The following is a 16,555-nucleotide window of genomic DNA, read 5'->3' as shown; positions in this document are numbered from 1 at the left end:
CATGGGCGACTCGTCACGGATGACCTTCTTCTTTATCTATAGGCTGCGGCAACTTGCCGGGCTGCTGGCCGGCCTGTTGCTGTGCGCACCGGCGTGGAGCGCCGAGATCCTGCTGACCGCCGCCGAAGACGGCGCCGGGGTGCAGGCCTTTACCCAGGCGCTGGCCCGGCAACGCCCCGAAGACCGCGTCACCTTCACGTCCCTTGCGGCCTTGCCGGCACCCAGCCACCTGCCCGCCGGCACGCGCCTGATCCTGCTCGACCTGCCCGGCCTCGACTGGCGCCTGCGGGATACTCAAGGGCCGCCGACGCTGGTGCTGCGTATCAGTCGGCTCCAAGCCCATCAGCGCCCGGAGGCATCACGGCACGCGCGGGTCAGCCTGTTGTGGAGCGACCCGCCGCTGGAGCGGCAGCTGCGCCTGATCAGCAGCGTCCTGCCCCAGGCACGGCGCATCGGCGTGCTCTACGGCACCGACAGCGAATTCCTGCTGCCCGAATTGCGCCAGCATGCGGCGGCCCTGGAGCTGGAGATCGTGCCGCAGCGCTGGGACAACACTAACGACAGTCGTCCGCTGCAAACCCTGTTCAGGAACAGCGACGTGCTGCTCGGCCTCGATGACCCGCAGCTGTACAACCCGAAGACCGCTAAAAACCTGCTGCTGAGCAGCTACGCCCAGCAATTGCCGCTGTTCGGGCCCAATGCAGGGTTTGTGCGCGCCGGCAGCCTCGCCAGCACCTACAGCGACCAGGAAGATTGGCTGGCGGTACTCGATCGTTTGCTCGACCAGCCGCCGGCCGCTTGGCCACGCGCGCTGTACCCCGAACGCTTCAAAGTCGTGGGCAACGCGCAGGTCGCACGCTCACTGGGCATCGAACAGGTGGACGAAGCCAGCGTCGCCGCCCGAATGGCCGAAGGAGAAAAACGCCCATGACCTTGCGTCGTCGTTGGGACATCAATACCCGCACCCAGCTCATCACCCTGGGCCCGGCGCTGTTGCTGACGTTGCTGTTGATCAGCTTCTTCACCTTCGTGCGTATCCAGGACCTGCGCCAGGAACTGGACCACACCGGCCAATTGATCGCCAACCAACTGGCACCGGCCACCGAATATGGGGTGATCTCGGGCAACAACGATGTGCTCGACAGCCTGCTTCGCGCCACGCTGGCGACGCCCCATGTGCGTTTCCTGGAGATTCAGGACAGCAGCGAAAATATCCTGGTGTACGTCGAGCAACCCGCGGAGAAACACGACCGCGCGCTGTCGGTCAAAGTGTTCCAGGCACCGATCCGCCTGCAGCATATCCAGTTGGGCAACGACTTTTTCCAGGACAACCTCAACGAACCCAAGGCCCCCCGCGCGGACTACCTGGGCCGGGTGATCGTCGGCATGTCCAATGACGCCTTCAGCCAGCGCCAGCAGGAGATCCTGTTCAAGGCCGGTATCCTCGCGCTGTTCGCCCTGCTGTTTACGTTCCTGCTCGCCCGGCGCCTGGCGGCGAGCCTGTCGCAACCGATCAGCGCCATGGGCAATGCGGTCAAGGCCATCCAGCAGGGCGACTACAAGACGCCGCTGCCGATTGTGGATGACTCGGAGCTGGGCGACCTGTCGCGGCATATCAACAACCTCGCCGAAGGCCTCAACCAGGCCAGCCGCGAACAACAGCAGGCCATGGCCCAGTTGATCCAGACCCGCGAAGAGGCCGAACGGGCCAACAACGCCAAGTCAGACTTCCTGGCCATGATGAGCCACGAACTGCGCACGCCGATGAACGGCGTACTGGGCATGCTGCAACTGCTGGAAACCACCGAAATGACCGAGGAACAGACCGAATACGCGGCGCTGGCCTCCGAATCCACCGAGCATTTGCTCAAGGTGATCAACGACATTCTCGACTTCTCGCGCATCGAACGCGCGGCCCTGGAGCTGGAACATATCCCCTTCAACCTGGCCGACCTGATCAACAGTTGCGCCCAGGCCTTCCAGCACAGCGCCCAGCAGCGCGGGCTGGCGCTCAAGCTGCCGATCCCGCCCGGCATGGACGCACTGCGGGTACAGGGCGATCCGACGCGGATCCGCCAGATCCTGGTGAACCTGATCGGCAATGCCTTGAAGTTCACCGAACACGGCACCGTCAGCGTCGAGCCCCACTGGCAGGTGCTCGACCATGAGTTGGTGTGGTTCACCTGCACCGTGCGTGACAGCGGCATCGGGATTTCCGCCGAGCGCCTGGAATTGATGTTCGATGCGTTCCAGCAGGCCGACAGTTCCATTTCAAGACGTTACGGCGGTACCGGTCTCGGGCTGCCCATCGCCCGTACCCTGGCCGAACGCATGGGAGGCACGCTGCGCGCGCAGAGCGAAGAAGGCCGTGGCTCGGTGTTTACCCTGGAGATCCCGCTGGCCATCGACCCCCACAGCCAGCCGTCGATCGCCCTGGATGCCGAGGGCAAGCACAGCGCCGGCGAGGGTCGCCATGTGTTGCTGGTGGAGGACAATCCGGTCAACCGCACCGTGGTCGAAGCCATGCTGCGCAGCCTGGGCTTTGAAGTCAGCCTGGCCACCGATGGCGCCGAGGCGATCCGCAGTGCCGAGAGCCTGATCTTCACCGCGATCCTGATGGATTGTCGCCTGCCCCTGATCGACGGTTATGAAGCCACCCGGCAGATTCGCCAACTGCCCGGCTGCGCCGACCTGCCGATCATCGCCCTGACGGCCAACGCCTTGCAGGGCGACCGGGAAGCCTGCCTTGCGGCCGGAATGAACGATTACCTGGCCAAGCCGTTCAAACGCACGGATCTGCAGCAAATCCTGCAGCGCTGGGTGCAATAGCGGCGCGCCATCAGCCAACTCCGACTGGCGTGAAAGACGAAAGTGCGGCAGTCTTAGGCACCCGAACGGGCCCATAAACAGGCTCGGTTTAAAATTTCAGTGAACAAGTGTACATTCAGTACCTTGCCGCTGTGACTTTCACTACAACGCAATAGTCTATGTGTAGGCTGCCGACATGAGGCATGAACGCTTCATTCGGTTCGGGAAGATTTGCCCTACCCTGCCGCATGGGATTATTGAGGAGCTCGCATGACCAAACAAAACGCCTTTACTCGGGAAGACCTGCTGCGCTGCAGTCGCGGTGAGCTGTTCGGCCCAGGTAACGCGCAACTGCCCGCCCCGAACATGCTGATGGTGGATCGCATCACCCATATCAGCGAAGAGGGTGGCAAGTACGGCAAAGGTGAATTGGTCGCCGAGCTGGATATCACCCCGGACCTGTGGTTCTTCGCCTGTCACTTCGAAGGTGACCCTGTCATGCCGGGCTGCCTGGGCCTCGACGCCATGTGGCAACTGGTCGGCTTCTACCTGGGCTGGCAAGGCCTGCCAGGCCGTGGCCGCGCCCTGGGTTCGGGCGAAGTGAAGTTCTTTGGCCAGGTCCTGCCGACCGCCAAGAAAGTCACCTACAACATTCAAATCAAGCGCGTCCTCAAGGGCAAGCTGAACCTGGCCATCGCCGACGGTTCGGTGACTGTCGACGGTCGCGAGATCTATACTGCCGAAGGCCTTCGGGTCGGCGTATTTACTTCCACTGACAACTTTTAAGGGTTATCCGCATGCGCCGCGTCGTTATCACTGGTCTGGGCATTGTTTCTTGCCTGGGCAATGACAAAGAGACCGTCACCGCTAACCTGCGTGCAAGTCGCCCTGGCATCCGCTTCAACCCGGAATATGCCGAAATGGGTCTGCGTAGCCAGGTTTCCGGCTCCATCGACCTGCCCCTCGAAGAACTGATCGATCGCAAGATCTATCGCTTCGTGGGCCACGCTGCCGCCTACGCCTACCTGGCCATGAAAGACGCAATCGCCGACTCCGGCCTGAGCGAAGACCAGGTATCGAACGTACGCACCGGCCTGATCGCCGGCTCCGGCGGCGCATCGACCCTCAACCAGATGGAAGCGCTGGACATCCTGCGCGAAAAAGGCGTGAAGCGCGTTGGCCCGTACCGTGTCACACGGACCATGGGCAGCACCGTTTCGGCCTGCCTGGCCACGCCATTCCAGATCAAGGGCGTGAACTACTCGATCTCCTCCGCATGCGCCACCAGTGCACACTGCATCGGCACCGCCGTCGAGCAGATCCAACTGGGCAAGCAGGACATCGTGTTCGCCGGCGGCGGCGAAGAAGAACATTGGAGCCAGTCGTTCCTGTTCGACGCCATGGGTGCCCTGTCCACCCAGTACAACGAAACCCCGGAAAAAGCCTCCCGCGCCTACGATGCCAAGCGTGACGGTTTCGTCATCGCCGGCGGTGGCGGCATGGTGGTGGTCGAGGAGCTGGAGCACGCCCTGGCCCGTGGCGCCAAGATCTACGCGGAAATCGTTGGCTACGGCGCTACTTCCGATGGCTACGACATGGTTGCGCCAAGCGGTGAAGGCGCCATCCGTTGCATGCAGATGGCCATGTCCACCGTGGACACCCCGATCGACTACCTGAACACCCACGGCACCTCGACTCCGGTCGGCGACGCCAAGGAAATGGAAGGTGTACGCGCGGTGTTCGGCGACAAGGCACCGGCCATCAGCTCCACCAAGAGCCTGTCGGGTCACTCCCTGGGCGCCGCCGGCGTTCACGAAGCGATCTACTGCCTGCTGATGATGGAAGGCAACTTCATGGCCGGTTCGGCCAACATCGACGAGATCGACCCGGTCGTCGCCGATATGCCGATCCTGACCAAGACGGTTGAAAACGTCAAAGTCGACACCGTGATGAGCAACAGCTTCGGCTTCGGTGGCACTAACGCCACCCTGGTGCTGAAACGCTGGCAGGGTAAGTAAGCCCCGCAGGTTGATCACCTGAAAAAGCCCCGACTGGTTCGGGGCTTTTTTATGGGCGACTGGATTTGAGACCGCAACCGCATTTGCGTGAGACGAAAACGCAATATCAACGCGCACCCTCATCGCCGCGAGGTTTAGGCAGGATGGCCAGGAAGTTGTCCCTCGCCACTTTGTGGGCAACGTCTTCAGGCAATGCATCAAGGAAGACATCAAAGCGGTGCATTTCCTCACCCAGCTTGTTGAAACGCCCGACGACATCCGAACCCAGCATAAAGCGCTCCGGGAAGCGCTCCACCAGCGTTACCCACTCCGGCCGAGGCTTGCCCCCATCATCCAGCAAGTACGGCGTGAGCATGCTCCAGGACAGGTCGATATACAGGTTGGGGTAAGCCTCGAGCATACGGCTCAAGGTGGGCAGCAAAAAGTCCATTTGCACCTGGTGGCGGTGAATTTCCTTGCTGGTGCCGGCGTGAGCCCAGATAAAGCGAGTGTGCGGGTGGTTGCGCAGCGGCTCTTCGATTTCGGCCAAATACAGCGGGTTACGCTCGCGCTTGGAGGTGATGTTGGAGTGCAGCATCACCGGCAAGTCGTTTTCCGCCGCCAGGTGATAGATGCGCGTCATGGCCTCGTTGTTGGCGCGCGGGGTATCCCCCGATGTGAGGGCGGTAAGGTCGTCGTGGCGGGTAAACACTTCACCGATGCCTTGCCACAGCCCCGGGTTGAGGTCGAGCATGCGCTGGATATGGGCATCCGAGTTCTTGTCATTGGGGTTGAAGCCGGACAGAAACGGATGAAAGTGCTGGCGCTGTTCAGGCGTCAGTTTATTTACCGCTGCGGCGACAATCACGTCCGTGGCGCTGTACCAATAGGCATCTGCGTCATCACCGGCGTAGTAGCGCGGGCGCTTGGGTTCGTCTTCGTGCCATTTCTTTGCGACGGGAATGCCGGAAATCATGACATGCTCGATGCGATTTTCTGCCATTGCCTTGAGCAACTTATCCATCCCCGCCGTTTCCTGGAAGAAATCCACGTAATGCAGATGGGCATCGCTGTAGGCATAGTCGCGAGCCTGTGTCGCAAGGCTGTTGGCGGCGAGCAACAGGGCGAGACTCAAGCGGGTCCAGGGCACGGTATAACCTCGATAAGGGCGAGTACCGGTAGACCTTGCGTGCCATACCGTGGTTCAGCCGGCAAAAAATGTGGAACACCCCCGTGCCAGCATGCTCTATAACTGCATGACCTTCCTTCTGCCACCCCGTGAGGTTTGCCATGCCTGTTACCGTCAATACGCTGAACACCGACAACTTCCGCCACAGCGTCAATATCAATAATCACGAGCTGTTTACCGACCTGCCCAAGAGCCTGGGTGGTGACGACTCGGCGCCCTCCCCCCACGATTACTTCGACGCCGCGCTGGCATCGTGCAAGGCGCTGACCGTCAAGCTCTACGCCCAGAAAAAAGACATCCCCCTGACCGGCGTGACCGTGGAAGTCACCCACGACGCCACCGAAGAACAAAAGGGCAAATACAGGCTCAACGTCAAGCTGACGCTCAAGGGCGTACTCACCGACGAACAGCGCGACGAGCTGCACCGCGTGGCCGATCGCTGCCCGGTACACAAGCTGATGACCACCGCCGAGGTCACCATCGAAACCCGCCTCTCTGAAGGCGCGTTCAGCCAATAGCGGCAACCTCCCGTCGAGCGGGTTATGCTCATTACCCTACAACCCGCTCAGACTGGGACGCACCATGACCACCCTCACCGTGATCCGCCCACGCCCCGAAGATGTCGAAGGCCAGCCGATCCTGCGCCCGCTGCCCTCGCGGGAATGTCGCAGCGTCGGGCCCTTTGTGTTTTTCGATCATATGTTGCCGACCCGCTATGCACCGGGCAGCGGCATGAACATCCGCCAGCACCCCCATATCGGCCTGTCCACCCTCACCTATCTGTTCGAAGGCGCACTGCAGCACAAGGACAGCCTGGGGTCGGATCAGGTGGTAGAGGCCGGCGATGTCAGCTGGATGACCGCAGGCAGTGCAATCGCCCATGTCGAGCGCACACCCGAGGCACTCAAGGCCCGTGGTTTCAGCATGCATGGCCTGCAAGTATGGCTGGCATCGCCCAAGGACCACGAAGAGGGGCCTGGACACTACAGCCATCACCCTGCGGCGAGCCTGCCGGTGAGTGACAACCTGGGCGTGCGGATTCGCCTGATCGCCGGCAGTGGCTTCTGCCTCAAGTCACCGGTGCCGGTGCTGTCGCCTACGTTGTATGCAGATGTACACATGCAAACGGCCACGACCCTGCTGATTCCTGACGAGCACGAGGAACGCGCGGTGTATGTGCTGGAGGGTGAAGCCCAGTTGGAGGATGAGCAGCTTGAGGTGCACAGCCTGGTGGTATTGCCGGCCGGGCAGGTAATGACCCTGTTCGCCGAAAGCGATTGCCAGTTGGTGGTGTTGGGCGGAGCACCGCTGGATGGGCCACGGCGGATCAATTGGAATTTTGTCGCGAGCGATCCGCTGAAGATCGAGCAGGCCAGGCAGCGCTGGGCGGCGGGGGATTGGCCGACGGTGCCGGGTGAAACCGAAAGAATTGAGTTGCCGGTGAGATAGCTATCGGGGGCAAGCCCCCGATGACGCTGGAACAGGCGCTGAAGATTCAGCCCTTGAACACTTCATCCAGCAAGTTATGCATCGACCGGAACGCCCGTGCAGCGGTCTTGGCGTCATACATCATCTTGCCCGGCACATTGGCGTGCGGGTCGGTGAAGGAATGCACCGCACCGCCGTAGCTCAGCAATTGCCAGTCCACGCCGGCCGCGTTCATTTCATCTTCGAACGCCGGCAGTTGCTCTTTCGGCACCAACGGGTCGGAAGCACCGTGCAGCACCAGCACTGAACCCTTGATGTTTTTCGCATCTGCCGGGTTCGGCGTGTCGAGGGTGCCGTGGAACGATACGGCAGCCTTCAATGGCGCACCGGTCCGTGCCAGCTCCAGGGAGCAGCAACCGCCGAAGCAGAAACCAAAGGTGGCCAGCTTAGAGGTGTCCACTGCCGCTTCGGTCTGGCCCTGCAGCTGCTCAAGGGCAGCCTGCATGCGTTTGTTCAGCAACGGGCGATCATTCTTCAACGGCATCATTGCGGCGCCGGCTTCATCGCCATTCGACGGGCGCACGGTTTGCCCATAGAGGTCGGCGATCAGCACCACGTAGCCCTTGGCGGCAACGCTCTTGGCGATCTCTTCGGCCCCCGCACTTACCCCCATCCAGTTCGGCGCCATCAGCAGGCCGGGCAGCGGGTTCTTTTGGCTGGCATCGAACGCCAGGCGACTTTCATAAGACTGGCCATCAATCTGATAGACCACGGAACGCACGGTGACTTGGCTCATCATTTTCTCCAGTTAGGGTGCACTAGAACGAAAAAACCCGCCGAAGCGGGTTTTTCTACAACGGTATCAAACCGACAGTTCAACCAACAGCTTGTTCAGTCGGCGCACATAGGCGGCCGGGTCCTTGAGGCTGTCGCCGGCGGCCAGGGCCGCCTGGTCGAAAAGGATGTGGGACAGGTCGCCAAAGCGCTCTTCGCTCTGCTCGCCGTCGAGTTTCTCGATCAACGGGTGAGCCGGGTTGAATTCGAAGATCGGCTTGGAGTCCGGGACCTTCTGGCCGCTGGCTTCGAGGATCTGGCGCATCTGCATGCCCAGGTCCTGCTCGCCGATGGCGAGGATCGCCGGGGAATCGGTCAGACGGTGGGAAACCCGCACTTCGCTGACGGCATCGCCCAGGGACGCCTTGATCCGCTCAACCAGGCCTTCTTTGGCCTTGGCGACTTCCTCGGCTTCTTTCTTCTCTTCCTCGGAGTCCAGGTTACCCAGGTCCAGGTCGCCACGGGCCACGTCGACAAAGGATTTGCCGTCGAACTCGTTGAGGTAGCTCATCAGCCACTCATCGATACGGTCGGTAAGCAGCAGCACTTCGATGCCTTTCTTGCGGAAGACTTCCAGGTGCGGGCTGTTCTTGACCTGTGCGTAGGTTTCGCCGGTCAGGTAGTAAATCTTGTCCTGGCCTTCCTTGGCACGTGCCAGGTACTCGGCCAGGGACACCACCTGCTCGCCCTCTTCACCCTGGGTGGAAGCAAAGCGCAACAGACCGGCGATTTTTTCCTTGTTGGCAAAATCTTCCGCCGGGCCTTCTTTCATGACCTGGCCGAAGTTTTTCCAGAAGCCCTTGTATTGCTCTGGCTCGTTCTTCGCCAGTTTTTCCAGCATGTCGAGCACGCGCTTGGTCAGCGCCGACTTCATGGAATCGATGATCGGGTCTTTTTGCAGGATTTCCCGCGACACGTTCAGCGACAGGTCATTGGAGTCGACCACGCCCTTGATAAAGCGCAGGTACAGCGGCAGGAACGACTCCGCCTGGTCCATCACGAACACGCGCTGCACGTACAGCTTCAGGCCCTTCGGCGCTTCACGCTGGTACAGGTCGAACGGCGCACGGGCCGGCACGTAGAGCAGCGAGCTGTATTCCAGCTTGCCTTCGACCTTGTTATGGCTCCAGCTCAGCGGGTTTTCGTAGTCGTGACCGATGTGCTTGTAGAACTCCTGGTATTCCTCGTCCTTGATCTCGGTACGCGGACGGGTCCACAGGGCACTGGCGCGATTGACGGTTTCCCATTCCTGGGCAGGCTTCTCTTCACCTTCGGCAGCCGTTTGTTCTTTCGGCAGCTCGATCGGCAAGGCGATATGGTCGGAGTACTTCTTGATGATATTGCGCAGGCGCCAGCCATCGGCAAACTCGTCTTCACCGGATTTGAGGTGCAGGACGATGCGGGTACCACGGTCAGCCTTGTCGACGGTGGCGATTTCAAATTCGCCCTCGCCCTTGGAAGCCCAGTGCACGCCTTCGCTGGCGTCAAGGCCGGCACGACGGCTGAACACTTCAACCTTGTCGGCCACGATGAAGGCCGAGTAGAAGCCCACACCGAACTGGCCGATCAGGTGCGAATCTTTCTTCTGGTCGCCGGACAGGTTTTTCATGAAGTCGGCGGTACCGGATTTGGCGATGGTCCCCAGGTGGGTAATCGCATCTTCACGGCTCATGCCGATACCGTTGTCTTCGAGGGTGACGGTATTGGCGTCTTTGTCGAAGCTCACACGGATTTTCAGTTCCGCGCCGCCTTCCAGCAGTTCAGGCTTGGACAGGGCTTCGAAACGTAATTTGTCGACAGCGTCAGAGGCGTTCGAGATCAATTCGCGAAGGAAGATTTCCTTGTTGGAATACAGCGAATGGATCATGAGGTGCAGCAGTTGCTTCACCTCGGTCTGGAAGCCCAGGGTTTCCTTTTGAGTTTCCACACTCATGGTCATCAAACTCCAATTGGATGGCAGTGGCCGCGCCCTGAAGGGTTGGCGGCGGGTTGTCATCAAAGTTGGGGGCTAAGAGCAGGATTTCAAGGGCGGACCACGTCCTCGATCTTGAAATGCGCACGGGCGGTGGCGATGGGCTCGGCGGCGGTGGTTTGCCAGGCGGTGATCGCCACATTCGCCACACGTCGGCCCTGGCGCCACACCTGGCATTTGGCGTAAGTGTCGCGAAACTGGCCGGCGCGCAGGTAATCGAGGGAGAAATCGATGATTTTCGGGAGGCCCGGCGCTCCGGTAAACACCAGCAGGTGCAACGCCGCTGCCAGCTCCATGAAGCCGGCAATCACCCCGCCGTGAAGCGCCGGCAATATGGGGTTACCAATATTGTCCTTGTGGGCCGGCAGGCGAAACAGCAATTCATCCCCCAGCCGGGTGCATTCGATACCGATCAGTTTGGCGTAGGGGATCAGGTCCAGCAGCGCCTCGTAGCTGCCGCGCTGATGGGCCTGTTCCAGGCGGGTCTTGAATCGATGGGTCATGCCTGCTCTCCCTTGATGGCGCGCCCCAACCCTTGGGTGCCCTTGAGACGCTTGCCCATGCGCATGAAGGTGCCCACCACATGGGCGATGGGTTGTTGCGGGTCGTCCTGATAGGCAAAACCACGGGTGAAGATCACGTCGGTGGTCACCCGGTAGCACTGGGCGAAACCATATACCGGCTTATGCGGCTCGGCGGGATGCATATAGTCGACACGCAGGTCCAGGGTCGGGCACACCTCGAACTCCGGCAGGACACACAGGGTGGCCATGCCGCAGGCGGTATCCATCAAGGATGTCAACGCGCCACCGTGGATCACGCCGGTCTGGGGATCACCCACCAACTGCGGCGCGTAAGGCATGACCAACGTGATGCCCTCCTCGCTGGCATGATGAACGCTGATACCCAGCACCTGACAATGGCGCAAGGCCGAGACAAAGCGCGTCGCGCGCTCTAACAAGGGATTTTCGGTCATTCGTTGCAGACTCTTATTAGTGTTGATGGGCGAAATAGACGGTGCGGGCGAAAGTTCCTTTGAGGTCGTTGTTTATATATCTGTGGAATAAAAGGAACTAATGCTGAACGGCCATGCTCGAAAGGCCAGTAGATATCTTCACTAAGGAGAAACACCCCATGCGTAAGACTTTAGCTATTTCCATGATGTTGGCCGCTGCCCTCGGTCTCGCTGCTTGCGACAAGAAATCCGAAGACAAAGCCCAAGATGCCGCAGCGCATTCTGAGCAAGCTCAAAAAGACATGGCGAAAGCTCAGGATAAAGTGAACGACGCTGCGAAAGAAAACGCCGATGCTGCCAAAGCTCAGGCTGAATCGAACGAAGCCGCCGCAAAAGAAGCAGCACCAGCTACTCCTGCCACCGGTTCCTGATACCGCGGCATGAAATAGCTTTGCTGCAAAAAGAAAGCCCGCTTATATAGCGGGCTTTACTTTGCCTGTTGTTTTTAACTCAGCGCGTCACGCATTAAATCTCCTCTTTGGCGGGCTCAGGCATCGGTGTATCCGTCTGCGTATACACCATCACTTGCAGTACGTCGGAATGAAACTCCCGGCGATACAACACGAACACCACCCCGGCACTCATCAACATGAACAACCAGGGGCTGACGAACCACGCCAGCATGGTCATGCCGAAGTAATAAGAACGCAGGCCAAAGTTGAACTGGTTGGCGGCCATGGAAATCACTCGCGCCGCACGCAGGGCAAACGCCTTGCGCTCCTGCTCCGACACATGCCGCTCACCGATCATCGGTGCCGACCCGACCAGCACCGCGGCAAAGTTGTACTGGCGCATGCACCAACTGAAGGTGAAGAAGGCATAGACAAAGACCAGCGCCAGGCAGAGCAACTTGATCTCCGACATGCCCTGGGAAGCCTGCTGCACCATGGGTATGTCGGCCAGCAATGACACCGCCCGCTCGGAAGCCCCCAGCACCGTGAGAATGCCGGCGAGGATGATCAAGGTGCTGGAGGCGAAGAATGAGGCATTACGCTCCAGGTTGCCGATCACACTGGCGTCGGCGATGCGGTTGTCACGCAGCAGCATGCGACGCATCCAGTCTTCGCGATACAAATGCAGCACGCTGGCCAGGCACGCGGTGTCTCGGGCTTTCCAGGTGGCATAACGGGTGTAGCCGCCCCAGCACAGGATGAACCAGAGGGCAGCAAGCAGGTGGATCTGATTGGCTTCGACGAACGACATGCGGGTCCTTGCAGAAAGAAGATTGAGAAACTTTTTGCGTCTGTTCGACGTTAGCGCAGAGAAAAAGACACTGCCTTGCGCTCAAAAAAAATGCCCCGTATCAATCGATACGGGGCATTTCAGTGCAAGCCGAAGCCCGCGAGTTAAGCGATAGCTTCACTACGCTTGCCGAGCACTCGGTCGACCACCACAGCCACGACCAGCGTCATCACCGAGGGCACCAGCCACGCCAGGCCTTGCTCACTCAGCGGCAGGTTCGCCAACTGCGAAGGCATCCAACCCGCCAGACCCGCGCCCTTGAGCGCGTCGATGCAGCCAAAGATGAACGACACCAGCATCACCGGACCGACGATACGGCCCTGCTCCTGCCAGAAGTCTTTGCAGAAACTCAACGCCACCAGCACGATGCACGGCGGGTAGATCGCAGTGAGTACCGGGATCGAGAACGCAATCAGCTTGGTCAGGCCCAGGTTCGACACGAACAGCGAGAACAGCGCCAGAATGACGACCAGCGCCTTGTAGGACAGCGGCAGGATTTTGCTGAAGTACTCGGCACACGCGCAGGTCAGGCCGACGGCTGTGACCAGGCATGCCAGGGAGATCAATACAGCCAGGAACCCACTGCCCAGGGAACCGAAGGTGTGCTGAACATAAGCGTGCAGCACTGCGGCGCCATTGGCCGCGCCGGCAGCGACTTCATGGCTGCCCGACCCGAGGCGGAACAGGCTGACATACACCAGCGCCAAACCGACGCCGGCAATCAACCCGGCAATGATCGCGTAGCGGGTGATCAGCTTGGGCGATTCGACACCACGGGAACGGATCGCATTGACGATCACAATGCCAAACACCAGCGCACCCAGGGTATCCATGGTCAAGTAGCCATTGATAAAGCCCTGGGAAAACGGTGCGGCGACGTATTCCGGGGTGGCGACACCCACCTCACCAGCCGGCAGGGCAAACGCGGCAATGCCGAGGATGGCCAGGGCGATGATCTTCAGCGGCGCCAGGAAGCGACCCACGGTGTCCAGCAGTCGGCCTGGGTACAGGGAGACAAAGAACACCACCAGGAAATACACCGAGCTGTAGAGGAACAACGCCAGCGGGCTTTCGCCGGTCAGCGGCGCCAGGCCCACTTCAAACGACACGGTCGCGGTACGCGGGGTGGCGAACAGCGGCCCTACCGCCAGATACGCCGCCGCCGCGAGCAGGCCACCGGCGATCTTGCCGATCGGGCTGCTCAGCGCGTCCATGCCGCCTCCGACCTTGGCCAGGGCGATCACGGTGACCACCGGCAGGCCAACGGCGGTGATCAGGAAGCCCAGCGCCGCCATCCAGACATGAGGCCCGGACTGCAAACCAACGATAGGCGGGAAGATGATGTTGCCGGCGCCCACGAACAGGGCGAAGGTCATGAAGCCCAACGCCAGGATGTCCTGGCTTTTCAACACTTTCATTTGAGGAAATACCACACTACTGAATCGGAATTTAGAGAGGGATTCCCTATGGATGAGGGAAATGCTGCCGGCCCTTATGGGCACCGGCCGGTCTAGCGCGCAGCTTCCTTTTGGGAGGCGGACGCATAAAGAGGCGGCTAGGGTACAGAATTAGCCTGACAAACGCACTGTTGCGGGGCGGACTGTCCGATAAGCGACATCTCGATGTCGCGTTTTCATACTTAATTTGGCAATACAAACAAAATTGTGGGAGGGGGCTTGCCCCCGATAGCGGTGCGTCAGTCCCACATTAGCTGGCTGATGCACTGCAATCGGGGAAAGCCCCCTCCCACATTTGAATCGTCAACAATCTGCAGAATGCACAAAGGCCACCCGAAGGTGGCCTTTGCTGGTAAAGCGTCAGCTAAGCGCGAGGCTTACTTGACAGCCCAACCGGTCAGCTCGGCCAAGGCCTTGCCGATGTCTGCCAGCGAACGCACGGTTTTAACGCCTGCGTCTTGCAGTGCAGCGAATTTCTCGTCTGCAGTGCCTTTGCCGCCAGAGATGATTGCGCCCGCATGGCCCATGCGCTTGCCCGCAGGGGCAGTCACACCAGCGATGTAGGAAACAACCGGCTTGGTCACGTGTGCCTTGATATAGGCAGCCGCTTCTTCTTCAGCCGAACCGCCGATCTCACCGATCATCACGATCGCTTCGGTCTTCGGGTCTTCCTGGAACAGCTTCAGGATATCGATGAAGTTGGAGCCCGGGATCGGGTCACCGCCGATGCCGACGCAAGTCGACTGACCGAAACCGGCGTCAGTGGTCTGCTTCACAGCTTCGTAGGTCAGGGTGCCGGAACGGGAAACGATACCGACTTTACCTGGCAAGTGAATGTGACCTGGCATGATGCCGATCTTGCATTCGCCTGGAGTGATCACGCCTGGGCAGTTAGGGCCGATCAGGACTACGCCCAGCTCGTCGCACTTAACTTTAGCGTCCAGCATGTCCAGGGTAGGAATGCCTTCGGTGATGCACACGATCAGCTTGATGCCGCCGAATGCCGCTTCCAGGATCGAGTCCTTGCAGAAAGGAGCTGGAACGTAGATCACGCTGGCGGTGGCGCCAGTGGCAGCTACAGCGTCTTTCACGGTGTTGAACACTGGCAGGCCCAGGTGCTCGGTGCCGCCTTTGCCCGGGGTTACGCCGCCAACCATCTTGGTGCCGTATTCGATGGCTTGCTGGGTGTGGAAACTACCTTGCGAACCGGTAATACCCTGGCAGATAACTTTGGTGTCTTTATTGATCAGGACGCTCATTATTTGCCCTCCGCAGCTTTGACAACTTGTTGAGCAGCGTCGGTCAGGCTGGTAGCCGCGATGATGTTCAAACCGCTTTCTGCCAGTACTTTAGCGCCCAGTTCAGCATTGTTGCCTTCAAGGCGAACAACAACCGGGATTTTAACGCCGACTTCTTTCACTGCACCGATGATGCCTTCGGCAATCATGTCGCAACGAACGATGCCGCCGAAGATGTTGACCAGTACTGCAGCGACGTTGGAGTCGGACAGGATGATCTTGAAGGCTTCGGTTACGCGTTCTTTGGTAGCACCACCGCCCACGTCGAGGAAGTTGGCTGGTTTGCCGCCATGCAGGTTGACGATGTCCATGGTACCCATGGCCAGGCCGGCACCGTTGACCATGCAACCGATGTTACCTTCCAGGGCTACGTAGTTCAGTTCGAACTTGGCAGCGTGCGCTTCGCGCGGATCGTCCTGGGACGGATCGTGGAAAGTCTTCAGCTTAGGCTGACGGTACATGGCGTTGGCGTCGATGTTGATCTTGGCGTCGAGGCAGTGCAGATCGCCATCAGCCTTGATCACCAGCGGGTTCACTTCCAGCAGGGCCAGATCGTGATCCTGGAACAGCTTGGCCAGACCTACGAAGATCTTGGCGAACTGGGCAACTTGCTTGCCTTCCAGGCCCAGCTGGAAAGCCAGCTCGCGACCCTGGAATGGCTGGGCGCCAACCAGTGGATCGATAGTGGCTTTCAGGATTTTTTCTGGGGTTTCGTGAGCGATCTTCTCGATGTCCACGCCACCTTCGGTGGAAGCCATGAACACGATGCGACGGCTCGAACGGTCAACGACAGCGCCCAGGTACAGCTCTTTAGCGATATCAGTGCACGATTCAACCAGGATCTTGGTGACTGGCTGGCCATTGGCATCAGTCTGGTAAGTCACCAGACGCTTGCCCAGCCACTGCTGTGCGAAGGCCTTGGCGTCTTCTTTGCTGCGAACCAGCTTAACGCCGCCCGCTTTACCGCGACCACCAGCGTGGACCTGGGCTTTGACAACCCACTCGGTGCCGCCGATTTTGTCGCAAGCTTCTGCTGCTGCTTCCGGGGTGTCTACTGCGTAGCCCTTGGAAACTGGCAGGCCGTATTCAGCGAACAGCTGCTTACCCTGATACTCGTGAAGATTCATGCTTTTTACCGTCTTCGTTAGGTACTGCGCATTCGGCGCTGCGCTCATTATGAGTGCCGCGCCACCTGTGACTGCTGCTTGCGCAACTTGCGGGGCTCAAGGCCCGTAAAGCTGCGCAAGACTGCGTCCAGCGGATATTCCGCGGTGAGTCTTGCGCGCAAGGCTCACGACGGGCAACTCCGCCGTGG

16 protein-coding genes are annotated in these 16,555 nt (G+C 60.0%); 7 read left to right on the top strand and 9 right to left on the bottom strand.

The window, feature by feature from the left end:
* Nucleotide 1: 1 nt before the first annotated feature.
* From BLQ09_RS22020 to fabB, 4 genes are all read left to right on the top strand, one after another.
* Nucleotides 2-931 (top strand): ABC transporter substrate-binding protein, encoded by a 930-nt coding sequence (locus tag BLQ09_RS22020; protein WP_092358539.1) that lies wholly within the window; start codon nucleotides 2-4, stop codon nucleotides 929-931.
* Nucleotides 928-2,829 carry an ATP-binding protein gene (locus tag BLQ09_RS22015; RefSeq protein WP_027607071.1) on the top strand — a complete coding sequence of 634 codons (1,902 nt, stop codon included), beginning with the start codon at nucleotides 928-930 and terminating at the stop codon, nucleotides 2,827-2,829. Before BLQ09_RS22020 ends, BLQ09_RS22015 begins: the two co-directional genes overlap by 4 nt.
* 249 nt (nucleotides 2,830-3,078) lie before the next feature.
* Nucleotides 3,079-3,594 (top strand): 3-hydroxyacyl-[acyl-carrier-protein] dehydratase FabA, encoded by a 516-nt coding sequence (fabA, locus tag BLQ09_RS22010; protein ID WP_003210552.1) that lies wholly within the window; start codon nucleotides 3,079-3,081, stop codon nucleotides 3,592-3,594.
* A gap of 11 nt (nucleotides 3,595-3,605) precedes the next feature.
* Nucleotides 3,606-4,826 (top strand): beta-ketoacyl-ACP synthase I, encoded by a 1,221-nt coding sequence (fabB, locus tag BLQ09_RS22005; RefSeq protein ID WP_027607070.1) that lies wholly within the window; start codon nucleotides 3,606-3,608, stop codon nucleotides 4,824-4,826.
* Nucleotides 4,827-4,932: 106 nt separating this feature from the next.
* Here the strand turns inward: fabB and BLQ09_RS22000 are convergent, their stop codons facing one another.
* On the bottom strand, nucleotides 4,933-5,955 hold the full coding sequence (locus BLQ09_RS22000; RefSeq protein WP_092358537.1) for an amidohydrolase family protein: 1,023 nt from the start codon (nucleotides 5,953-5,955) through the stop codon (nucleotides 4,933-4,935).
* A gap of 140 nt (nucleotides 5,956-6,095) precedes the next feature.
* Here BLQ09_RS22000 and BLQ09_RS21995 point away from each other — a divergent pair, with 140 nt between their 5' ends.
* Entirely contained in the window at nucleotides 6,096-6,512 is a 417-nt protein-coding gene (locus BLQ09_RS21995; protein ID WP_092358535.1) for an OsmC family protein, read from the top strand.
* Between the two features lie 64 nt (nucleotides 6,513-6,576).
* Nucleotides 6,577-7,443 (top strand): pirin family protein, encoded by an 867-nt coding sequence (locus BLQ09_RS21990; RefSeq protein WP_092358533.1) that lies wholly within the window; start codon nucleotides 6,577-6,579, stop codon nucleotides 7,441-7,443.
* A 46-nt stretch (nucleotides 7,444-7,489) separates the two neighbouring features.
* Here BLQ09_RS21990 and BLQ09_RS21985 read toward each other — a convergent pair whose 3' ends face one another.
* From BLQ09_RS21985 to BLQ09_RS21970, 4 genes are all read right to left on the bottom strand, one after another.
* Nucleotides 7,490-8,218, bottom strand: coding sequence for a dienelactone hydrolase family protein (locus BLQ09_RS21985; RefSeq protein WP_027607066.1), 729 nt, complete (start codon nucleotides 8,216-8,218; stop codon nucleotides 7,490-7,492).
* A gap of 66 nt (nucleotides 8,219-8,284) precedes the next feature.
* Complete coding sequence (gene htpG, locus BLQ09_RS21980; protein WP_027607065.1) at nucleotides 8,285-10,189, bottom strand: molecular chaperone HtpG; 1,905 nt, start codon at nucleotides 10,187-10,189, stop codon at nucleotides 8,285-8,287.
* Between the two features lie 89 nt (nucleotides 10,190-10,278).
* On the bottom strand, nucleotides 10,279-10,731 hold the full coding sequence (locus tag BLQ09_RS21975) for a PaaI family thioesterase (RefSeq protein WP_065939925.1): 453 nt from the start codon (nucleotides 10,729-10,731) through the stop codon (nucleotides 10,279-10,281).
* Nucleotides 10,728-11,204 (bottom strand): PaaI family thioesterase, encoded by a 477-nt coding sequence (locus BLQ09_RS21970; RefSeq protein ID WP_027607063.1) that lies wholly within the window; start codon nucleotides 11,202-11,204, stop codon nucleotides 10,728-10,730. The genes BLQ09_RS21975 and BLQ09_RS21970 overlap by 4 nt, the downstream gene beginning before the upstream one ends.
* Nucleotides 11,205-11,362: 158 nt before the next feature.
* On the opposite strand from BLQ09_RS21970, the gene BLQ09_RS21965 reads away from it, so the two are divergent.
* Nucleotides 11,363-11,614 carry a hypothetical protein gene (locus BLQ09_RS21965; RefSeq protein ID WP_010211724.1) on the top strand — a complete coding sequence of 84 codons (252 nt, stop codon included), beginning with the start codon at nucleotides 11,363-11,365 and terminating at the stop codon, nucleotides 11,612-11,614.
* 94 nt (nucleotides 11,615-11,708) lie between these two features.
* Here the strand turns inward: BLQ09_RS21965 and BLQ09_RS21960 are convergent, their stop codons facing one another.
* The 4 genes from BLQ09_RS21960 to sucC all read right to left on the bottom strand — a co-directional run bounded on the left by BLQ09_RS21960 (nucleotide 11,709) and on the right by sucC (nucleotide 16,367).
* Nucleotides 11,709-12,446: a DUF599 domain-containing protein gene (locus tag BLQ09_RS21960; RefSeq protein WP_027607062.1), complete on the bottom strand. Its 738-nt coding sequence runs from the start codon at nucleotides 12,444-12,446 to the stop codon at nucleotides 11,709-11,711.
* 143 nt (nucleotides 12,447-12,589) lie between these two features.
* Nucleotides 12,590-13,903, bottom strand: a complete 1,314-nt coding sequence (gene brnQ, locus BLQ09_RS21955) for a branched-chain amino acid transport system II carrier protein (protein WP_027607061.1) — start codon at nucleotides 13,901-13,903, stop codon at nucleotides 12,590-12,592.
* Between the two features lie 416 nt (nucleotides 13,904-14,319).
* Nucleotides 14,320-15,201, bottom strand: a complete 882-nt coding sequence (gene sucD / locus BLQ09_RS21950) for a succinate--CoA ligase subunit alpha (RefSeq protein WP_003172813.1) — start codon at nucleotides 15,199-15,201, stop codon at nucleotides 14,320-14,322.
* Nucleotides 15,201-16,367, bottom strand: a complete 1,167-nt coding sequence (gene sucC, locus BLQ09_RS21945; protein WP_003233235.1) for an ADP-forming succinate--CoA ligase subunit beta — start codon at nucleotides 16,365-16,367, stop codon at nucleotides 15,201-15,203. Before sucC ends, sucD begins: the two co-directional genes overlap by 1 nt.
* Nucleotides 16,368-16,555 lie beyond the last annotated feature (188 nt).

The sequence above is a fragment of the Pseudomonas sp. NFACC25 genome, assembly GCF_900100935.1.
Taxonomy (GTDB): Bacteria; Pseudomonadota; Gammaproteobacteria; order Pseudomonadales; family Pseudomonadaceae; genus Aquipseudomonas; species Aquipseudomonas marginalis.
Note: the sequence above shows the minus strand (reverse complement) of the source record. Positions and strands in the feature narration are given on the sequence as shown.

Bases quoted from the DNA above. Each gene is read 5' to 3' on its own strand.
- BLQ09_RS21990 (WP_092358533.1), top strand. From the start codon at position 6,577: ATGACCACCCTCACCGTGATCCGCCCACGCCCCGAAGATGTCGAAGGC.
- BLQ09_RS21970 (WP_027607063.1), bottom strand. From the start codon at position 11,204: ATGACCGAAAATCCCTTGTTAGAGCGCGCGACGCGCTTTGTCTCGGCC.
- BLQ09_RS22020 (WP_092358539.1), top strand. From the start codon at position 2: ATGGGCGACTCGTCACGGATGACCTTCTTCTTTATCTATAGGCTGCGG.
- BLQ09_RS21975 (WP_065939925.1), bottom strand. From the start codon at position 10,731: ATGACCCATCGATTCAAGACCCGCCTGGAACAGGCCCATCAGCGCGGC.
- sucD (WP_003172813.1), bottom strand. From the start codon at position 15,201: ATGAGCGTCCTGATCAATAAAGACACCAAAGTTATCTGCCAGGGTATT.
- fabB (WP_027607070.1), top strand. From the start codon at position 3,606: ATGCGCCGCGTCGTTATCACTGGTCTGGGCATTGTTTCTTGCCTGGGC.
- fabA (WP_003210552.1), top strand. From the start codon at position 3,079: ATGACCAAACAAAACGCCTTTACTCGGGAAGACCTGCTGCGCTGCAGT.
- BLQ09_RS22015 (WP_027607071.1), top strand. From the start codon at position 928: ATGACCTTGCGTCGTCGTTGGGACATCAATACCCGCACCCAGCTCATC.
- BLQ09_RS21985 (WP_027607066.1), bottom strand. From the start codon at position 8,218: ATGAGCCAAGTCACCGTGCGTTCCGTGGTCTATCAGATTGATGGCCAG.
- brnQ (WP_027607061.1), bottom strand. From the start codon at position 13,903: ATGAAAGTGTTGAAAAGCCAGGACATCCTGGCGTTGGGCTTCATGACC.
- BLQ09_RS21960 (WP_027607062.1), bottom strand. From the start codon at position 12,446: ATGTCGTTCGTCGAAGCCAATCAGATCCACCTGCTTGCTGCCCTCTGG.
- sucC (WP_003233235.1), bottom strand. From the start codon at position 16,367: ATGAATCTTCACGAGTATCAGGGTAAGCAGCTGTTCGCTGAATACGGC.
- BLQ09_RS21995 (WP_092358535.1), top strand. From the start codon at position 6,096: ATGCCTGTTACCGTCAATACGCTGAACACCGACAACTTCCGCCACAGC.
- BLQ09_RS21965 (WP_010211724.1), top strand. From the start codon at position 11,363: ATGCGTAAGACTTTAGCTATTTCCATGATGTTGGCCGCTGCCCTCGGT.
- htpG (WP_027607065.1), bottom strand. From the start codon at position 10,189: ATGAGTGTGGAAACTCAAAAGGAAACCCTGGGCTTCCAGACCGAGGTG.